Raw genomic sequence first — 16643 nt, 5'->3', positions numbered from 1 at the left:
CTGTTAAAGAGCCTCAAAAGAAAGGACAAAAACATGCCGAAATTTGCTGCAAATTTGTCGATGTTATTTACCGAAGTGGACTTCTTAGACCGCTTTGATGCTGCCGCTGATGCTGGGTTCCAAGGGGTAGAGTACCTTTTCCCATACGCGTTTAGCGCACAAGAGATTAAACAAAAGCTGGAACAAAACAACTTAGAGCAAGTGTTGTTTAACCTACCAGCAGGTGATTGGGATGCTGGTGATCGCGGAATCGCTGTCGACCCAAACCGTATTGAAGAGTTTCAAGCAGGCGTGCCTAAAGCGATTGAATACGCAAAAGCGCTAGGTTGCTCTCAAGTGAACTGTTTGGCGGGTATCGTGCCAGATGGTGTGACAGAACAAGATGCGCACAACGCGTTTGTGATTAACCTGCGCTTTGCGGCTCAAGCCCTAAAAGCGGAAGGTATTGCACTTGTGATTGAAGCAATCAACACACGCGATATTCCAGGCTTCTTCCTTAACACAACCGAGCAAGCGAAAGCGGTTATCAAGGAAGTCGGCAGCGACAACATTTCTGTTCAGTACGATATCTACCACATGCAGATCATGGAAGGCGATTTAGCCCCAACCATGAGCGCAAACATTGGTCAAATCGCACACGTTCAGTTAGCGGATAACCCAGGACGCCACGAGCCGGGTACCGGCGAAATTAACTACCCGTTTGTGCTTAAGCACCTAGACGATCTTGGTTACCAAGGTTGGGTGGGGTGTGAGTACAAACCAAAGACAACAACGTCAGAAGGCCTTGGCTGGCTTACTCAGTACCGCTAATTGCGGTGGCATTAGCTGCATCAATACAGCTAAACATCATGTTATGGAGAACTTAAAATGAAAATTGCATTTATCGGTACAGGTATCATGGGTAAGCCTATGGCGGCGAACCTACAAAAAGCGGGTCACCAGCTAGTATTCACAGACCACTTTAACCCGCCACCAGCAGATCTTGTTGCTGCAGGCGCAATCGTGACTCACTCACCTAAAGAAGCGACAGAACTGGCAGATGTGACCATTCTAATGGTACCGAACACACCGCAAGTTGAAGACGTACTATTTGGTGAAAACGGTGTTGAGCAAGGTCTAGGTTCAAACCCAGCAAGCAAACTCATCATCGATATGAGCTCAATCTCGCCTATCGCGACAAAAGCGATTGCGGCACGCGTGAAAGAAAGCGGTGCTCAATACCTAGATGCACCAGTATCTGGCGGTGAAGTGGGCGCAGTTAACGCGACGTTAAGCATCATGGTAGGTGGCGACCAAGCAGCATTCGACCAAGCTCGTCCACTATTCGAAGTGATGGGTAAAAACATCACACTCGTTGGTGAAAGCGGTGCAGGCCAAACGTGTAAAGTGGCTAACCAAATTATCGTTGCACTGAACATTGAAGCGGTATCGGAAGCGCTAGTATTTGCTTCTAAAGCAGGTGCTGATCCAGCACGCGTTCGTCAAGCACTACTAGGCGGTTTTGCTAGCTCTAAGATTCTTGAAGTACACGGTGAGCGTATGGTTGAAGGTACGTTCGACCCAGGCTTTAAGATTGCACTACACCAGAAAGATCTTAACTTAGCACTGACTGGTGCAGAGCAACTAGAAGTGGCATTACCAAATACAGCCAATGCACAAGAACTGTTTGAAGATTGTGCAGCAATGGGCGGTGAGAACTGGGACCACTCTGCGCTAATTAAAGCGATTGAGAAACGTTCTGGTCACTCTATTCGCAAGTAGGTTCGCCTACACAAAGCAAGTGTTACAAAGGTAGGGTAAGGCAGAGAAGTTATTCCGTTTCTTTGCCGGTACTTAAACCGCTTAACTAGGTTTTGAGCAGCCTCACCGGGCGGTTTAAGTATCATTTTTTCCTCATAAATCGCGTAGTTTCGTCTCCTTTTATGCGCGTTCCCGTTGTAAAGACAAAAGTTGAAGTCGGGCCTTCCTCCACTTCATTCTTAGCAGGCGCTTTTGTTTTCACATCGGGATTTTTTCTTTCTCAATTCGGAATCTATCAACTAAGGAGTGGCTGATGGACATCGACGCTAAACAGTTTCTACACACCCTTTTTCAAAGCGCAGTCAACCAAGCATTACCTACTGGTCATATCGAGCAGTACCTTCCTGAATCTCTGTTTTACAACTCAGCCAATCATGGTGGCAGAACCGTAGTGATTGGTGCAGGTAAAGCCGCGGCTTCCATGGCTCTGGAGCTAGAACAGGTATGGCAGCGCCGCAAACAGCAAGACTTAGCCATGGGCGAACTGGAAGGGTTAGTAGTGACTCGTTACGGCCATACAGCACCCTGTGAACAAATTGAAGTCATTGAAGCGGCGCACCCAGTTCCTGATGCCATGGGGCTAGAAGTTGGCCAACGCGTGGTTGAGTTGGCAAAAAGCTTGAATGAAGAAGATACGGTTATTTGTCTGATTTCTGGCGGGGGTTCCGCGCTACTGAGCCTACCTGCACCGGGAATTTCATTAGCTGAGAAGCAAGCGATTAACAAAGCCCTGTTGAAGTCGGGTGCTGCGATCGATGAAATGAACTGTGTACGTAAGCATCTTTCTGCGATTAAAGGCGGTCAATTAGCAAAACTCGCGTATCCAGCGCAAGTAATTACGCTCGCCATCTCCGATGTACCGGGCGATGATTTTAGTGTGATTGCGTCTGGACCAACGGTACCAGATAGCACGACACGCTTTGATGCTTTAGCGATTCTAGAGCGTTACGAAATTGATATACCTACATCGGCATTTAACTGGCTTAATAGCGAAGAGTCGGAAACGGTGAAACCACAAGATGAATGTTGGTCTCGCTGCGTCAATCACTTAATCGCAACACCACAAATGTCGCTCGATGCGGCGGCTGCAGAATCAGAAGGGCTTGGTGTTCGCGCCTATGTACTGAGTGATTGCATAGAAGGTGAAGCTCGTGAAGTAGCGAAAGTGCACTCTGCCTTGGCTAAGCAAGTCGCGCAACAAGGGCAGCCCTTCGAAAAGCCATGTGTCATTATCTCTGGCGGTGAAACTACGGTAACGGTTAAAGGCAATGGTCGAGGGGGGCGTAACTGTGAGTTCTTGCTCAGCCTATACAATGAGTTAAAAGGCGTCGAAAACATCTACGCACTGGCGGCCGACACGGATGGCATTGATGGCGTCGAAGACAACGCTGGAGCGTGGATTACGCCGCAAACCTGGCAAGATGCACAAAGCAAAAACTTGAAGGCGGAAGACTACTTAGCCGACAACAATAGCTATGATTTCTTTGGTCAGACAAACTCATTAATTTTTACTGGCCCAACGCTTACTAACGTCAATGACTTTAGGGCAATTTTGGTGCTTTAACTAAAGTCCCGTTACATAGATTTTAAAGGCGCTTGCACAATGTTGTGCGAGCGCCTTTTTTTATGGATTATTGTCCTGAATAATCCACTTTCAGCATTATATAGTGAGGTGTTTCTAAATAAATTCGAGTACGTAATGTGATTGCGGTCACGTATAAGTGTAATTGATAATTGATCTCATTCGTATTTGAGTGCAACATGCGCGCCTTATTGGGATTTTGCATATTTTGGCGCGTTTTATGAAATTGATGAATGCTGTTTATCTGTCGCTTTCCATGATCGTATTGCCTGTGTTCGCACTGGGTGATTACGATTGGCTTAGGGATGATACTCGCAGTGATGCTCGCGTAAAGCAATTTCTAGTTGAGCAAAATGCTTATGCAAAACAAAACCTTGAACCTGTTCGAGGGCTCTCTGAACAGCTGCTAAGAGAATGGAAAATTGGCAGCATCACAAAAGCTCGTCGTCCTTGGATTATCAAAGGTCAATTCGAATTCGCAATTCAAAAAGTAAATGGTCAACGAACCTTGTTACAACGCGAGTTATCGACGGGCGCCGAACGTTCATTACTCGACATCGAAGCTAGAGCTACGTTGCACAGTTACTATCAACTTGGGGCATGGAGCCTATCACCTAATAAACGTCTACTTGCTGTGGCGGAAGACATCACAGGCAGTGAATCTTACCGAATCTCGCTCATTAATCTTCAGGACGGCTCGGAAACCGCAGTGGCGACAGGCCATGATGCAACGCTGATTTGGGGTTCGGATAGCGCAAGTCTATATAGCGTGGTGCTAACTGGAACTGACGCACGGCCATCACGACTAGTCCAATATCACTTGCCGAGCGGTAAGCACAGTGAGCGACTAATTGAAAAAGATCCCGGCTGGTTATTGTCTGCGTATCAAGCCTGCAATCAAAGCTATGCGGTGGTTCAAGCCAACAATGAGAATACCAGTGAGCAGCGACTACTAAACTTGAGCACTGGTGAACTTTCTTCACCAGTTCGGACACGTACAGAAGGTGCAGAGTACTACCTAGACGTAGCTCAAGACACCCTGTTTGTGAACAGCAATCATCAAGGGACATTTGCACTCTATCGCGCCGGTTTATATGAGAATGCACAGCCAAATCAGTTGGATTTGACTGCTGAATGGCGACCGTTTTCTAATTTAGGCGTGCAAGGGGCGTTGAGAAACTTTTACTTGTTTGATGGCGGCGTAGTACAAGTTATCCAAAATCTAGGACGTGAAACACTTGTCATCTCTGAGTTTGACGGGAAGGTGAAAAATCATGTTGAACTTGTGGAGTCAGGACGCGTTGGTTGGGTAGGGCAAGTAGGAGACTTTAGCAGCAATACTCTTTACATTCGCAGTATGTCAATGATAGAGCCTCCTACATGGCGCAAGCTTGACGTTGTAACTGGGGTTGTTTCTTTGACAAGCCAAGACCTTTACCCAAACTACAGCCAGCTCGATTATCGCACTCAACAGATCACGGTTCGCTCCGGAGAGTTAGATATTCCAGTTACATTAGCTTATAAGCCATCAGCGCTTAGCAAAAAATCTGGGGTACTTCTCTACGGTTATGGGGCGTACGGTTTCACGATGAAACCTTATTTTATGCGCCAGACAATTTCACTGTTGGATAAAGGGGTAATCTATGCTGTAGCCCACGTTCGTGGTGGCGGCTATTTGGGCGATCAATGGCATGAATCGGGAGTGGGGATTCATAAGCAAAATGGAATCTCAGATTATCTTGCTGTAGCTAGAGCGCTGACACAATTTAAAGGTGGGATGCGCCCAATCGCTGCGGTGGGGTCGAGTGCGGGTGGGACCATGATTGCGGCGGCGATTAACCAGTCTCCAGAAGTGTTTACCACTGCGGTACTCAATGTTCCGTTCGTTGATGTGGTTGCCAGTATGTCTGACGCATTATTGCCACTGACGGCGCAGCAATACCGGGAATGGGGAAACCCAAATGAACCGAGTCAGCGCCAAGCCATGTTAGCTTACGATCCAATCCACAACGTAAAGCCACAAGCTTACCCGTCTCTTTTGGTTCGTATTGGCTGGAACGATAAGCGAGTCCCTTACTGGGAAGGCGCTAAGTACCTTTCATTAGTCAAAGACGCAACGACGAAAAGTCGTACTCAATTACTGGTTACCAATTTTAACGGTGGTCATAGAACGGATTCTCGGCACGCTCTAGAGCAACAGGCTATGGATTACGCCTTCTTAATCAAACAACTACAACAAGCTGACTAATCGGAGTCATTAATGAAACTCTCTCTCGTGAATGCTGCTGTGCTGACTGCACTGGCGGCAGGCCAAGTGCATGCTGAATCTGACGTAATTACTTTTGAAGAAGTGGTCGTTACAGCCAACAAATATGAAGAATCGCTATCTGAAACGGCAGGGTCTGTGGCTGTGATTGAAGGTAAAACCTTGCAAAAAGAAGGTGCGACGGAGCTTTATGATTCATTAGACAAAGAACCAGGCGTGAGTGTAACGGGAGGAGCAGGTAGACCACAGAACATTACTATTCGTGGTATGACGGGCAACCGAATTGTCATCGTAAAAGATGGTATCTCGCTGTCAGATGGTTTCGGAGCAAGCGATCTCAATGACAGCGCCGGAAGAAATTCTTTTGATGTGTCATCTTTGAAGCAAATTCAGGTGGTTAAGGGAGCGAGCTCAACAAGCTACGGTTCAGGCGCAATCGGTGGGGTAGTGATTTTACAATCCAATACACCTGAAGATTTTCTTGATGGAGAAAACTTCTATGCGGATGTGAACGGCACCTATACGGGGATCAGCAACAAATACCGTGGCAGTTCTAATCTTGCATTCCGTTCCGGCAACACTAGCAGCCTTCTGAGCGCGGCATACTGGACCGGGGAAGAAACCCGCAACTATCAGCAAGATTTGTACAATCGAGAAGTAGACGGAGTTAGTGCAGAGTATGCGATTCATCACCAAGTCAATGATCAGTGGTTGATGAAAGCCAAGGCAGAGATGTACTCAGAAGCGATGGAAAGAGTAGAGGGAACGGCTTCTATTCAACCAGACGGCATTTGGAGCATCCAAGACTTCTATCAAGAAAATACCACGGAGTCTTACCTATTTTGGGTAGGTGGTGAGTATCAAGCGGAACACGTATGGATGGACAAGCTTGATAGCAAAATCTATTACCGCAGCACCGAGTTTGAAGAATACAACAATCGTCTCATGTCACGAGAGAACCTAGGTATCACGGAGCAACGACGAGAACAGCAAAATCGTTCATTCCGAGATGAACTGATTGGTTGGTCTGCCGATTTTGATAAAGAGATCGATGCGGGTGATATCTACCACACCTTGGTTTACGGAGCGGTGATTGAAACCGCTTTTCATGAAAGGCCCGTTAATAAGACCGTGTCAGATTGGAATGGTACTTCTGAAACAAACTCCTATCCATTTGCACCAGCGCGTACGTACTCAATGGGTATGTTTGTTCAAGATGCCATGACCATTCAAAACTGGACGGTGATGCTAGGGCTACGGTTTGATGCTCACCAACTGACTGCGGATAAAGAAGACGCAATTGGCGTTGATGGGCTAGAAGACAACAGCAGCAGTGAACTGTCTCCAAGTGGATCAATTGCGTATCAGTTCACGCCTAATTTCAATAGCTACCTGAGCTACAAGCACGGTTACCGCGCGCCTGAATACGACAAAGTGTATGGCTATGCGAACCACGACTTTGTACCAATTACTCCGTTCGTTATTTTGCCTAACTATCAGTTAGAAGCGGAAACTAGCGACAGCTTTGAACTTGGCGCGAAATACGACGATGGCTCATTGCGGGTGTATGGCGCTGTGTTCTACAACATGTTCGAGAACTTCATCGATGTCGTCGACACTGGGTTTAACCAATCAACTGGGCTATTTGAAAAACGTTACGAAAACCTAAGTGATGTGGAATCGTATGGTGCAGAGGCGACCATTGAATACCTAATTGCTCGTGATTGGACCGTGTCGAGCAAAGTTGGCTGGGTAGATGGTAAAGATGCAAATGGTGAGTATATCCGCTCCATCACACCACTAGAAGGTAACGTGGGATTGGATTACGACGACAGTAAGTTCAATGGCTATCTGCGCCTGAACTGGGCTGATGCGATGGACCGTACGCCAAGCTGTGCCGATACCTTAGGAATTCAAACGGATTGTGCGCAAACTGCGGGTTGGGCGACGGTTGATCTCGGCATCGGTTACGACTTCAGTAAGGACTTCTATGTCAACGCGAATCTAATCAATGTGTTCGACAAAGAATATGTGCGTTATCAGGATGTTGCTGGTCTCATTGATTCGCAAACTCGTTTCTCGACCGAGCCTGGTCGCTATTTCACAGTGAATGCACATTATGCATTCTAAGGTCATGAGTATGAGTAAACTATGCTCTGCAATTGCGCTTAGTATTGTCTCTCTTCCTGCTCTTTGCGGTGAGTGGGATTATCCAGCAGGTAATGAAAACGTTTCTGATAGCGCAGCAGCAGAAAACTACGTTGAGATCCATTACCCAGAGCTAGAGGGAGTGTCTCATCGTTACACTACAGAGAGTCATTTAGGCTTTCAGTATAACTTCGATATTACAGACGATGGAGAGTACAAACACCAACGCACCATTGTCGTACATACCGATAAGTCGGGGCTGGTGCAGCGAATTTATAAAAGTTTCGCCGACACCATTCTCATTAATGGCGAGCCTTCCACATCCGCTGAGCTGGAAGCGCCGAGAAGGTTGAAAGCAGAAGTACCACCTGAGCTGTCTTCTGGAACTTTGGTGACTGCGACCGTAAATATCGTCGACCCAGACTTGCGCACCATGGATAAGATGGATGCGCCTGATTCGCCATGGACAGACGTATCGGACTACCCCAATGCCGCGCAATTTAATGACGCTGAAGTAGAGGTGCTAAGCAGTGGAGGGAAGTTCTATCTGTCCAATAGTCGAGTCACTCAGGTTGATGCTGAATATTTGGAAGAACAGGACCCAAATACAGGTTTATGGTCGCAAAGTGGCAGTGCTTCTTTTCTTGCTCAAGAGGGAATAGCGGAGTTTGACCAACTGTCAGACCTAAACAACTTGACCTTTGCAAGCGAAGACTTCACCCAAGTCATGGCCTTTTACCATCTAGACCAATCGATTAGGTATCTTGAGTCGTTAGGATACAACTTGTTCTCTGAACCCGTGGTATTCGATGCGAGAGGGCTAGCGAACGATAACTCCAGTTACTTTTATGGCCCAAGTGCAGCTATGTTTGGTATTGGAGGCTCTCCCGACGCTATCGATGCAGATATTGTTATCCATGAGTTGGCACATGGTATCCATTACCAAATCGTTCCTGACTGGGGCTACGGACACACGGGTGCCATGGGAGAAGGGTTTGCCGATTATTGGGCTGGATCGTATAGCTACCGAAAACTCTATGAAGAGGGTAGTGAGTTTGAAATAGATACCGTCTTTAACTGGGATGGTTATTTCGGCACACGCATCTCAACACGAAGTTTGTGGAATCAAAGAGCAAGGTATTTTGAAGGCAGTGAGTATCGCGCCCATGTCAGCGTGGCCGGCGAACTTGGCGATGAGCTTTGGTCGACTCCTCTGTTCCAAACCCTAAAGCAAGCCGTGGAGCTATACGGTGAACCTGCATTCGCTGAAATCGATACGCTAGTGCTTGAATCGATTTATGGCCTTGGCCGTGGTATGAAAATGCACGACTTAGTTGAAAGCATGCTGTATACCGCGAATGCGCTTTACCCAAGCAGAGACTATCAAGCTTTACTCAAACAGAATTTTGCTGTTCATGGGCTAGTTAAAGAACCATTTAAAGTTGAATTGGACTCACGATTTGTAGACCTAGATACAGAGCCACAGATTCGTATTTTGGCTAATGGTCGACAAGCTAAAATAGAGGGCGCAGTGACTGCCGTGAGTGGTAGCAGAAGCAGCGTGACTTCTGAGAAGTTTGATGCCATTAGCCGCAGTGTATCTATTCCCACATCAGCTACGTGTGGAGAGTCGTTTTCAGTTAACACGGACTTAAATTATCAGTACGAAGACGATCTACAGACTTTGAACTGGGTGAATGAATCACAGTTTGTTTATGGGGTGCCGCAGCTTAACCAATCACCTATCGAGCAAAACTCGTTGATTCCTGATGCGCAAGTCTCGAATTCAGGTGGCGTGAACTATGGCTTCAAAAGCTTCAATTTCATTATCAATGATGACAGTGCAGTCATCGATGGTGACCTTGGTGTGGTGGTGAGCTTCGAACATTCTGAGCTATCTGATCTTCAGGTGGTACTGGTCAGCCCAACAGGCACACGTGTCACTTTGCTTGCCAACGAAACATACTCGCAAACCCATCGCGAGCTTACGTGGGTTTCATCTCACGACGAGGTTATTGAACCTTTTAATGGCGAAACGATGCAAGGGACATGGAGACTAGAGGTAACAGACTATACACCAGACGATAATGGGACACTGCAAGACTGGACGATCGGCCGAGTGGAAAGCTATAGCTGTACTCCAAGCAAAGACAACAACACTAATAACAATGACTCAGGAACAGGTGGTGGAGCGATATCTTTGCTTAGCCTGTGTTTAGCTGGGCTACTTTTCTGGCGTCGTGAGCGCAACGCAAAACATAATCATTAAAAGTGAAGATCATGAAATACCAACTATCCATAATCGCAGCAGCGCTTTTGCTGGCTGGGTGTAATGGCTCCGGGTCTGACAGTTCTGCAGATACCAGTGCACCAACTTACTCTGTGTCCGGCACGATAACAGCTCTCTCTGCACAAGGTGACGAAAAAGTCTGTGCTGATTTGAACGGCGACTTTGCTTGTTCATCGGACGAGCCTTCGACTACGGCAAACAATGGCGAATACACCATCACCAGTACCAATAAGTCGATACTGCAGTCACCGATTGTTGCTGAGTTAGCGTCGGGCTCAGCAACGGCTTCACGCAATGTAAGTAGCTACAGCAGCGTTTCGGATTCACTCCTAGTTGCACCTGCTCAGAACCAAGAAACGGGTAACGACATCAATGTAATCACTACGTTGGTTGCGAGCCAAGTTGCGGGTGGCGCGAGCATCAGTAGTGCGATTGAAGCGGTCAAAACCCAGCTGCAAGCAATAGGGCTTCCGGCCACTGACGATCTAATGTCTGAAGGTGGTGACAACGACTACCGAACGCTAGAAAAAAACCTGCTGACAATTATTGGTGCAATGGACAAAGCCAACACTGATTTGTCATTGGTCACTATCGCTAGCAACCTTTCCGAGTATCAAGCAACACTGCTTAGCGATGCGTTAACCGATGAAATGGTCAGTTTAATGGTCTCGGACATTAACCTTGTGAGTAAAGTCGCACCTCTAAATGATACCGGTGTGACTCAATATTTCTCAGATAGCGGAGACAGTAATGACTCGCCGGCGGATTACCCTGGCCAAGATGCCGAGTTTGGTTTCGATAATACTGATAGTGGCTTTAAGTTTGTAAAACTTGATAGCCAAGGAGAAGCGTTAGCGGATGATGCAACAGAATGGTCATGTGTGAAAGATGAGCGTTCAGGGTTGGTTTGGGAAACCAAAGTCGATGACGCCGACTCACCTCAGTACAAAGATCGCTTATTCGTGTATCAAGTTTCTGGCAAATTCGAACCTTATAGCGAAGATATCGATGCGCTTAATTGCAAATCAGGGGATGGTATCTGTAGCACTGAGGAATACGTTGAATACGTGAACACACAGCAAGTGTGTGGTGTTACCTCGTGGAGATTGCCGACATTTAGTGAGTTCTACAACCTTATCGATTTCGGTGAAACGGAGAAAGATGAAGACGATCGAGTCTATGGCTTAAATCGCACTTACTTCCCACGACAAACCGTTGTGAGCGATTTTGCGGAAGGCGAAGTGTGGACATCGACAGAGTTCTTTACTGAGTACGAAGAGTACAAAACTGATGGGGCGATGTACGTCGAAGTCATTCAAACCAGAGGTACGACAAGGGGCACGACTTACGCCGTTGAGATATACAGCGACCAAGTCGAAGCCGATTGGGGAACCTCCTACCAACTGCCAATTCGTTTAGTTGCTAACATGGAGTCAAACTAATGAAAACGTTATTTGTAAGCTGCCTACTTCTACTATTGCCGACTGTAGCGATGGCTGCTGTTCAAGAGTGCTCCATCGACATGGCAAAAACAGCGCCAAATGTGCGTTACGATTTTAATGACAATGGCACCATTACAGACCGTAAAACAGGTTTAACTTGGATGCGCTGTCCCATTGGTAAAACGTGGAGCAGCACCAACCAAACCTGTGAAGGAGACGGTACGGGCATGTTTTGGCAATCGGCTCTAAACGAAGTGCAGTCCATTAATCAAAGCACGAGTCATAATTTGTACCAATTTGCAGGCAAATCTACTTGGCGACTGCCGAATATCAAAGAGCTCGTGTCGCTGGCTGAACATAGCTGCCGTAAACCAGCGTTGAATGGCAAAGCGTTCAACGAAGCATTCCCGTATCAAACGACGGATGGCGATGTTCGCGCCTATGTGTGGAGCAACACGCTAGTGGCTGAAGCATCGGAGATTTTGGTGTTTGATGTACGAAATGCAGAGGTGGGCTCGTATGGGGTAAGCGCCCTTGAAGCCAGTGTATTGTTAGTAAGTGAAGACTAATCGAATCACTGTAGTCATCACTTAACCAGTAAAAACCAGCCTTTATCGGCTGGTTTTTTATTGGATGGTCTTCAGTAGGAAGCGACCAACAAAAGTGATGTTGAGTATGCTAGGGCAGGTTGGTACCAGTAGAGAGATTATATCCCTCTATGGCTTTATCCATCTGGGACTTGCGGTTTACTGATAAAACTTTGGATCTTTTTAGGCGGTCTTTTTCGCGCTGGATGTTAAAAATTAATAATAATTAAATTGCATATTGCTACGTGTGCTTAAACGTAGTTAGGGTGAACTCATGCCTAAAGAAAATCCGGCTGAATGGTGGCAAAGAAGTGCTACCGAGCAATCTGCGCAGGAAAATGTTAGATACTATCAGGCGACAACAGATATGGAAGTCATGGAGCCTGTTGCGGGGCCAAGTGCTGTTCCTGCCGAGGAGTCTTTACCGCGATTGGTCCCCCAAAGTTTTTCCCAAGCGCCAAGTTATGATCCATTCGTCAATCTAACTGAAGATGAACTGAACTTCTTAGACAGCCTTGTTGACGATATGGATACCACTGAAAACACTGTAGCTGCCGCCCCTGTGCCAGAAGACACCGACTTTATGTTTAGCGAAGCGGATATGGAAGTGCTGGCGAATGTAGCTGATGAGCTGTTAGCGGCCATATCACCTGATGTAGAGGTCATCGAAGAGGTCGTCAATGTGCTGTCGTTTTCTGAAGCGGACATGATTGCGCACAGAAATAAATACTTTCCTTCAGCTCCGAATACCGCCGCAAATTATTCTCAAGACAGTAGCAGCCTACCAACACTGCCTATGGGAAGAGGGCTTGCCGACTGTGGTCAGCACGCATCAGGAAGCAATGGCGGCGCTTACTTTGTGGGAACGGTCGCGCTCGATAACAGTGTTTCACCATTAAACTGCGTGTCACCAAGAGCATTCCAACGGACATTCGCCCTAACTAGAGATCAATTTGTTGCCAGCATTACTCCGGCTAGAGCACAAGGCATTGCTTTCCTCATAGAAGCAACGGGTGCGTTTCACTACGGCAGGCTTAACCCGGATGGTAGCGTGTCTCAAACCGATGCTAACTTTTTTGGTCTGCTGAACAGTGAACGAGAGGGCATCCAGCGAAGCACAATGGATGTCGTCACGCTTGAAAATAAAGAAGCCTTTGCGCTGTATTGCGACATGATTTATGGTGAAGCCGGTGTGTATTTCTATGTCTACTTCAATTAAACCGATTTAACTGGCGCGTATTTGTCTATTGGTCACCTCTGCCATGTAAAGCATTTAAGGTGCTTGTGGCACATAAATGAGGCCTAGGCTGAATTTACAGCTATCTGCTTTTTATATATCTGTATTTAAATGTTATTTTAAGGGTTATGGATAATGGAATAAGTCTTTAGGGAAAGCGGTATGTCTAGGATCAGACAAAAGAATCAGGACTTAATTATTGAAGTGGCTTGTGAACAATTTGCTACTCACGGTTATGCGGCCACTAAGATGGTCGATATCGCCAAAGCAGCAGATATTCCCAAACCAAACGTGTTTTACTATTTCAGCACCAAAGACAAACTGTACTATGCGGTGCTGGAAACGGTCACAGAGCCGTTATTGGAAGCATCAAAGCCAATTGAGCAGCTAGACGACCCTGTTGAAGCGTTGACTCAATATATTCAAACCAAACTGACCATTTCGCGTGATCACCCACACGCATCGAAAGTGTTTGCCAACGAAGTGATGTCGGGCTGTAAAGCCCTGCCGGATGATATTGGTCGAGAGCTGAAACAGCAGTCTCAGATGATCATCGACAAGTTCGCAACCTGGTCTGAGCAAGGTTTGATGGACAGTGTTCCACCGCGTCATTTGATGTTTACCATTTGGGCGGCGACCCAAACCTACGCTGACTTTAGCTGGCAGATCTGTAGCGTGATGAACAAAGAAAAGCTTGATGAACAAGACTACGAACAAGCAGCGAAGTTCTTAGTTCAATTGGTGATCAAAGGATGTGGCGTTAAGAGTTAACGATTCATCCTCCCAGTATATAAAAAAGGCCTATCGAAGTCTCGATAGGCCTTTTTCGTATGCTGAGCGAAAAGTGTTTGCGCTAAGCGCCAATCAGTATCAGGAGAACGGCTTATTTTCTAGTTAAAAAGCATTAGAAAATATGTTTGCTTGGGTAATGCTTTAGTTTCAATTAGTTTACTCTAATTTTCCCGGACGACCCGCAAATACTCAGCTGTTACTGATAATTTGGTCTATATTGTAATGAGGCGGGAAGACACGAAAATGCGCTACGCTTCTTCGTGGATTAAGAAAATATTAAGCGGCTGACAATAGGGTACATAGCATGAAGCAATGTAACTCCTACACACGGAAGAAAAAGCAGACTGGGCTTACCTTAGTGTTGATGACGATGAGTATGTTATTCCTCATTGGTATTTCTGCGCTCTCAATAGATGTATCCCACATGGTGGTGAATAAAACACGACTCCAAAATGCGGTTGATACTATAGCATTGGCGGGGGCCACCATTGCCAATAGAACCTATGAAGCATCTGACACGCAAGCGGTTATTGTCGATGCTTACAACAAGATACTTGCAGCTCCCGGTAACGATGAAATTACGCTAACTGCAACTGATGACGGCAGTAGTTTTGATCTTCTTACCGTTGAATACTCGGATTCTCCTAACAGCGGCTTTTCTTCCACGTTTCCCGCTAGCACCGACATGGTCTATGTTCGAGTTCAAGTGAGTGGTGTTGACCTAAATGAATTCTTTTTGCAGGCGTTTGGCTTGTCTAAATCGGTATCTGCGAGTGCAGTGGCCGGTCCTGTTTTTATTGATGGTACTTCCAACATATTGCCAATTGGCATGTGTGAAGGGAGTGATATCGGCCCATCAGGTTATGAAGTGGGTAAGGTTTATGAAATTAAAACGGGTAGCCAATCAGATGATCCAGATGGCTTAGGGTCTGGTAATTTCCATTTACTCGATGTGGGTAGCGGTAAATCTGATGTAACCGATGCTTTAGTAGGTAAAAACACCGTCGTGGTATCAATTGGCGATGAAATTGATTCGGAACCGGGCAATGCGGTTGGCCCTACTGGCAGCATTGATAGCCGCTTCGATGGCGAAACGCTAGATGGCGTGTACTACCCACCAGATTTGATTACTACCGAGCCTAGCCCAGCGATTACCACTGATAATGTAGCGGATTACAATGATTCTACCGCATTGGATAAGTGGACGTATTTAGAATATGTCGATGATACCAACGATTGTCTTAATGATTCTGACTGCATTTCAGAAAATAGCTCTGCTTGGCGAAGAGTGCTCCCCGTTCCTATTTTAGACTGTGATTCTGCCTCAAAGTCGGGTGGTAAAATTGAGTTTACCGTAAACAGTATTGGGTGCTTTTTCATGATTCAACGCTATGAGTCTTCAACGTCAAAAGGTAAAAAAGGCCAACAAAGTCTGTTTGGAGAATTTATTGAAACTTGTTCGGTAGTCGATGGTGGGGCAACTGATACTGATACCGGAGTGAGCAGGATGGTGCTGTTTAAAGATCCCACCTCTGTAGGAGGTGGCTCTTGAGCCAACAACGTCAGAAAGGTTTAGCGGCCGTTGAGTTGGTCATTGGCTTGCCGGTGCTGATGCTACTGTTAGTTGGGGTAGTCGAAATCGCCCGTATTTTTGTTGAGATGAATACGCTAAATAAAGCTGTGAGGGTGGGGGCGAGGTATGCCTCTTCACAATCTGAAGCATCCGGTTGTGGTCCAATCATGGCGGAACAAGGAGATATTAAACAACTGGTGGTTTATGGCACGCTCAATTCGAGTACTAACGCATTGCTGACCGATTGGGAAACTACGGATGTGACCGTCTCTTGTGAAAACAACCTATTTGTGACTGTCTCCGCAGTACATACGTTTGAACCAATCTTCGCCGATACCATTCCTAGTACCGAATTTTCTTTAGCAATACCAATGAACGCGTCTACGGTAATGAGGATCAGCCAATGAAAAAGGTATCCGGTATTACGGTTGTTGAGTTTGCACTCACCTCACCATTTTTAATGCTTGTTCTCCTTGCGGTGGTCTCGATAGGGCACTTTATGTATTCAATGCAGGCCGTAAATGAAGCGGTCCGTGCTGCAGCTAGAATGGCGGCAGTTTGCCAAGTAGGCGATGTGGCTGTGAAGAATTATGTGGCGGGTTACAGCTATATTTCCGCTTTGGGTAGTGACAATATCGAGATTGAATACCTAGATGGCAGCAGCAATGTACTCGTTGGGCCTAGCCCTGAGGATGTGCGGTTTGTGAGGGCGAGAGCGGTGAACCTTGATTACCAATTTGTCGCTTTACTCACGTTCTTGGGCGAGAACGGATTAATGGCACTGCCAAGCTTTGAGACGACCATCCCCAGTGAAAGTTTAGGGCTGGTACCAAACGATACAGATACCAACTGCTAGTTTTGTGAGCAATAAACAAGGCGAAAAATTAAAGGGCGACAATCAGTCGCCCTTTTTATGTTTACATGCC

General features: G+C 46.5%; 13 protein-coding genes. All 13 read left to right on the top strand.

What is annotated here, in order from left to right; translation table 11 throughout:
* Nucleotides 1-33 precede the first annotated feature (33 nt).
* The 13 genes from hyi (at nt 34) to ACXABW_RS18405 (ending at nt 16573) form a co-directional block, all read left to right on the top strand.
* Nucleotides 34-810, top strand: coding sequence for a hydroxypyruvate isomerase (hyi, locus tag ACXABW_RS18465; protein ID WP_252031523.1), 777 nt, complete (start codon nt 34-36; stop codon nt 808-810).
* A 57-nt stretch (nt 811-867) separates the two neighbouring features.
* A complete protein-coding gene (locus ACXABW_RS18460; RefSeq protein WP_252031520.1) occupies nt 868-1761 on the top strand; it encodes a 2-hydroxy-3-oxopropionate reductase in 894 nt (297 codons plus the stop codon).
* A 292-nt stretch (nt 1762-2053) separates the two neighbouring features.
* Nucleotides 2054-3364: a glycerate kinase type-2 family protein gene (locus ACXABW_RS18455; protein WP_457526856.1), complete on the top strand. Its 1311-nt coding sequence runs from the start codon at nt 2054-2056 to the stop codon at nt 3362-3364.
* A gap of 238 nt (nt 3365-3602) precedes the next feature.
* Nucleotides 3603-5630: a prolyl oligopeptidase family serine peptidase gene (locus ACXABW_RS18450; RefSeq protein WP_457526854.1), complete on the top strand. Its 2028-nt coding sequence runs from the start codon at nt 3603-3605 to the stop codon at nt 5628-5630.
* A gap of 12 nt (nt 5631-5642) precedes the next feature.
* On the top strand, nt 5643-7778 hold the full coding sequence (locus tag ACXABW_RS18445; RefSeq protein WP_457526852.1) for a TonB-dependent hemoglobin/transferrin/lactoferrin family receptor: 2136 nt from the start codon (nt 5643-5645) through the stop codon (nt 7776-7778).
* Nucleotides 7779-7788: 10 nt separating this feature from the next.
* Nucleotides 7789-10065, top strand: coding sequence for a proprotein convertase P-domain-containing protein (locus tag ACXABW_RS18440; protein WP_457526850.1), 2277 nt, complete (start codon nt 7789-7791; stop codon nt 10063-10065).
* A gap of 11 nt (nt 10066-10076) precedes the next feature.
* Nucleotides 10077-11528, top strand: coding sequence for an Lcl domain-containing protein (locus ACXABW_RS18435; protein ID WP_457526848.1), 1452 nt, complete (start codon nt 10077-10079; stop codon nt 11526-11528).
* A complete protein-coding gene (locus ACXABW_RS18430) occupies nt 11528-12097 on the top strand; it encodes an Lcl C-terminal domain-containing protein (RefSeq protein WP_252031503.1) in 570 nt (189 codons plus the stop codon). Before ACXABW_RS18435 ends, ACXABW_RS18430 begins: the two co-directional genes overlap by 1 nt.
* Nucleotides 12098-12389: 292 nt before the next feature.
* Nucleotides 12390-13334 (top strand): hypothetical protein, encoded by a 945-nt coding sequence (locus ACXABW_RS18425; RefSeq protein WP_457526846.1) that lies wholly within the window; start codon nt 12390-12392, stop codon nt 13332-13334.
* 180 nt (nt 13335-13514) lie between these two features.
* Nucleotides 13515-14123 (top strand): TetR/AcrR family transcriptional regulator, encoded by a 609-nt coding sequence (locus tag ACXABW_RS18420; protein ID WP_457526844.1) that lies wholly within the window; start codon nt 13515-13517, stop codon nt 14121-14123.
* 325 nt (nt 14124-14448) lie between these two features.
* Nucleotides 14449-15696, top strand: coding sequence for a TadE/TadG family type IV pilus assembly protein (locus ACXABW_RS18415; protein ID WP_457526842.1), 1248 nt, complete (start codon nt 14449-14451; stop codon nt 15694-15696).
* Nucleotides 15693-16124 carry a TadE/TadG family type IV pilus assembly protein gene (locus tag ACXABW_RS18410; protein WP_457526840.1) on the top strand — a complete coding sequence of 144 codons (432 nt, stop codon included), beginning with the start codon at nt 15693-15695 and terminating at the stop codon, nt 16122-16124. The genes ACXABW_RS18415 and ACXABW_RS18410 overlap by 4 nt, the downstream gene beginning before the upstream one ends.
* Nucleotides 16121-16573 (top strand): TadE family protein, encoded by a 453-nt coding sequence (locus ACXABW_RS18405; protein WP_457526838.1) that lies wholly within the window; start codon nt 16121-16123, stop codon nt 16571-16573. Before ACXABW_RS18410 ends, ACXABW_RS18405 begins: the two co-directional genes overlap by 4 nt.
* Nucleotides 16574-16643: the final 70 nt, after the last annotated feature.

It is taken from the genome of Vibrio paucivorans (assembly GCF_054053395.1).
The sequence above is the reverse complement of the archived record's forward strand: the minus strand, read 5'-3'. Positions and strand labels throughout refer to the sequence as shown.

Excerpts from the sequence above, each read along its gene's own strand:
- ACXABW_RS18460 (WP_252031520.1), top strand. The coding sequence starts at position 868 with ATGAAAATTGCATTTATCGGTACAGGTATCATGGGTAAGCCTATGGCG.
- hyi (WP_252031523.1), top strand. The coding sequence starts at position 34 with ATGCCGAAATTTGCTGCAAATTTGTCGATGTTATTTACCGAAGTGGAC.
- ACXABW_RS18425 (WP_457526846.1), top strand. The coding sequence starts at position 12,390 with ATGCCTAAAGAAAATCCGGCTGAATGGTGGCAAAGAAGTGCTACCGAG.
- ACXABW_RS18440 (WP_457526850.1), top strand. The coding sequence starts at position 7,789 with ATGAGTAAACTATGCTCTGCAATTGCGCTTAGTATTGTCTCTCTTCCT.
- ACXABW_RS18405 (WP_457526838.1), top strand. The coding sequence starts at position 16,121 with ATGAAAAAGGTATCCGGTATTACGGTTGTTGAGTTTGCACTCACCTCA.
- ACXABW_RS18420 (WP_457526844.1), top strand. The coding sequence starts at position 13,515 with ATGTCTAGGATCAGACAAAAGAATCAGGACTTAATTATTGAAGTGGCT.
- ACXABW_RS18435 (WP_457526848.1), top strand. The coding sequence starts at position 10,077 with ATGAAATACCAACTATCCATAATCGCAGCAGCGCTTTTGCTGGCTGGG.
- ACXABW_RS18415 (WP_457526842.1), top strand. The coding sequence starts at position 14,449 with ATGAAGCAATGTAACTCCTACACACGGAAGAAAAAGCAGACTGGGCTT.
- ACXABW_RS18430 (WP_252031503.1), top strand. The coding sequence starts at position 11,528 with ATGAAAACGTTATTTGTAAGCTGCCTACTTCTACTATTGCCGACTGTA.
- ACXABW_RS18455 (WP_457526856.1), top strand. The coding sequence starts at position 2,054 with ATGGACATCGACGCTAAACAGTTTCTACACACCCTTTTTCAAAGCGCA.
- ACXABW_RS18450 (WP_457526854.1), top strand. The coding sequence starts at position 3,603 with ATGAAATTGATGAATGCTGTTTATCTGTCGCTTTCCATGATCGTATTG.
- ACXABW_RS18445 (WP_457526852.1), top strand. The coding sequence starts at position 5,643 with ATGAAACTCTCTCTCGTGAATGCTGCTGTGCTGACTGCACTGGCGGCA.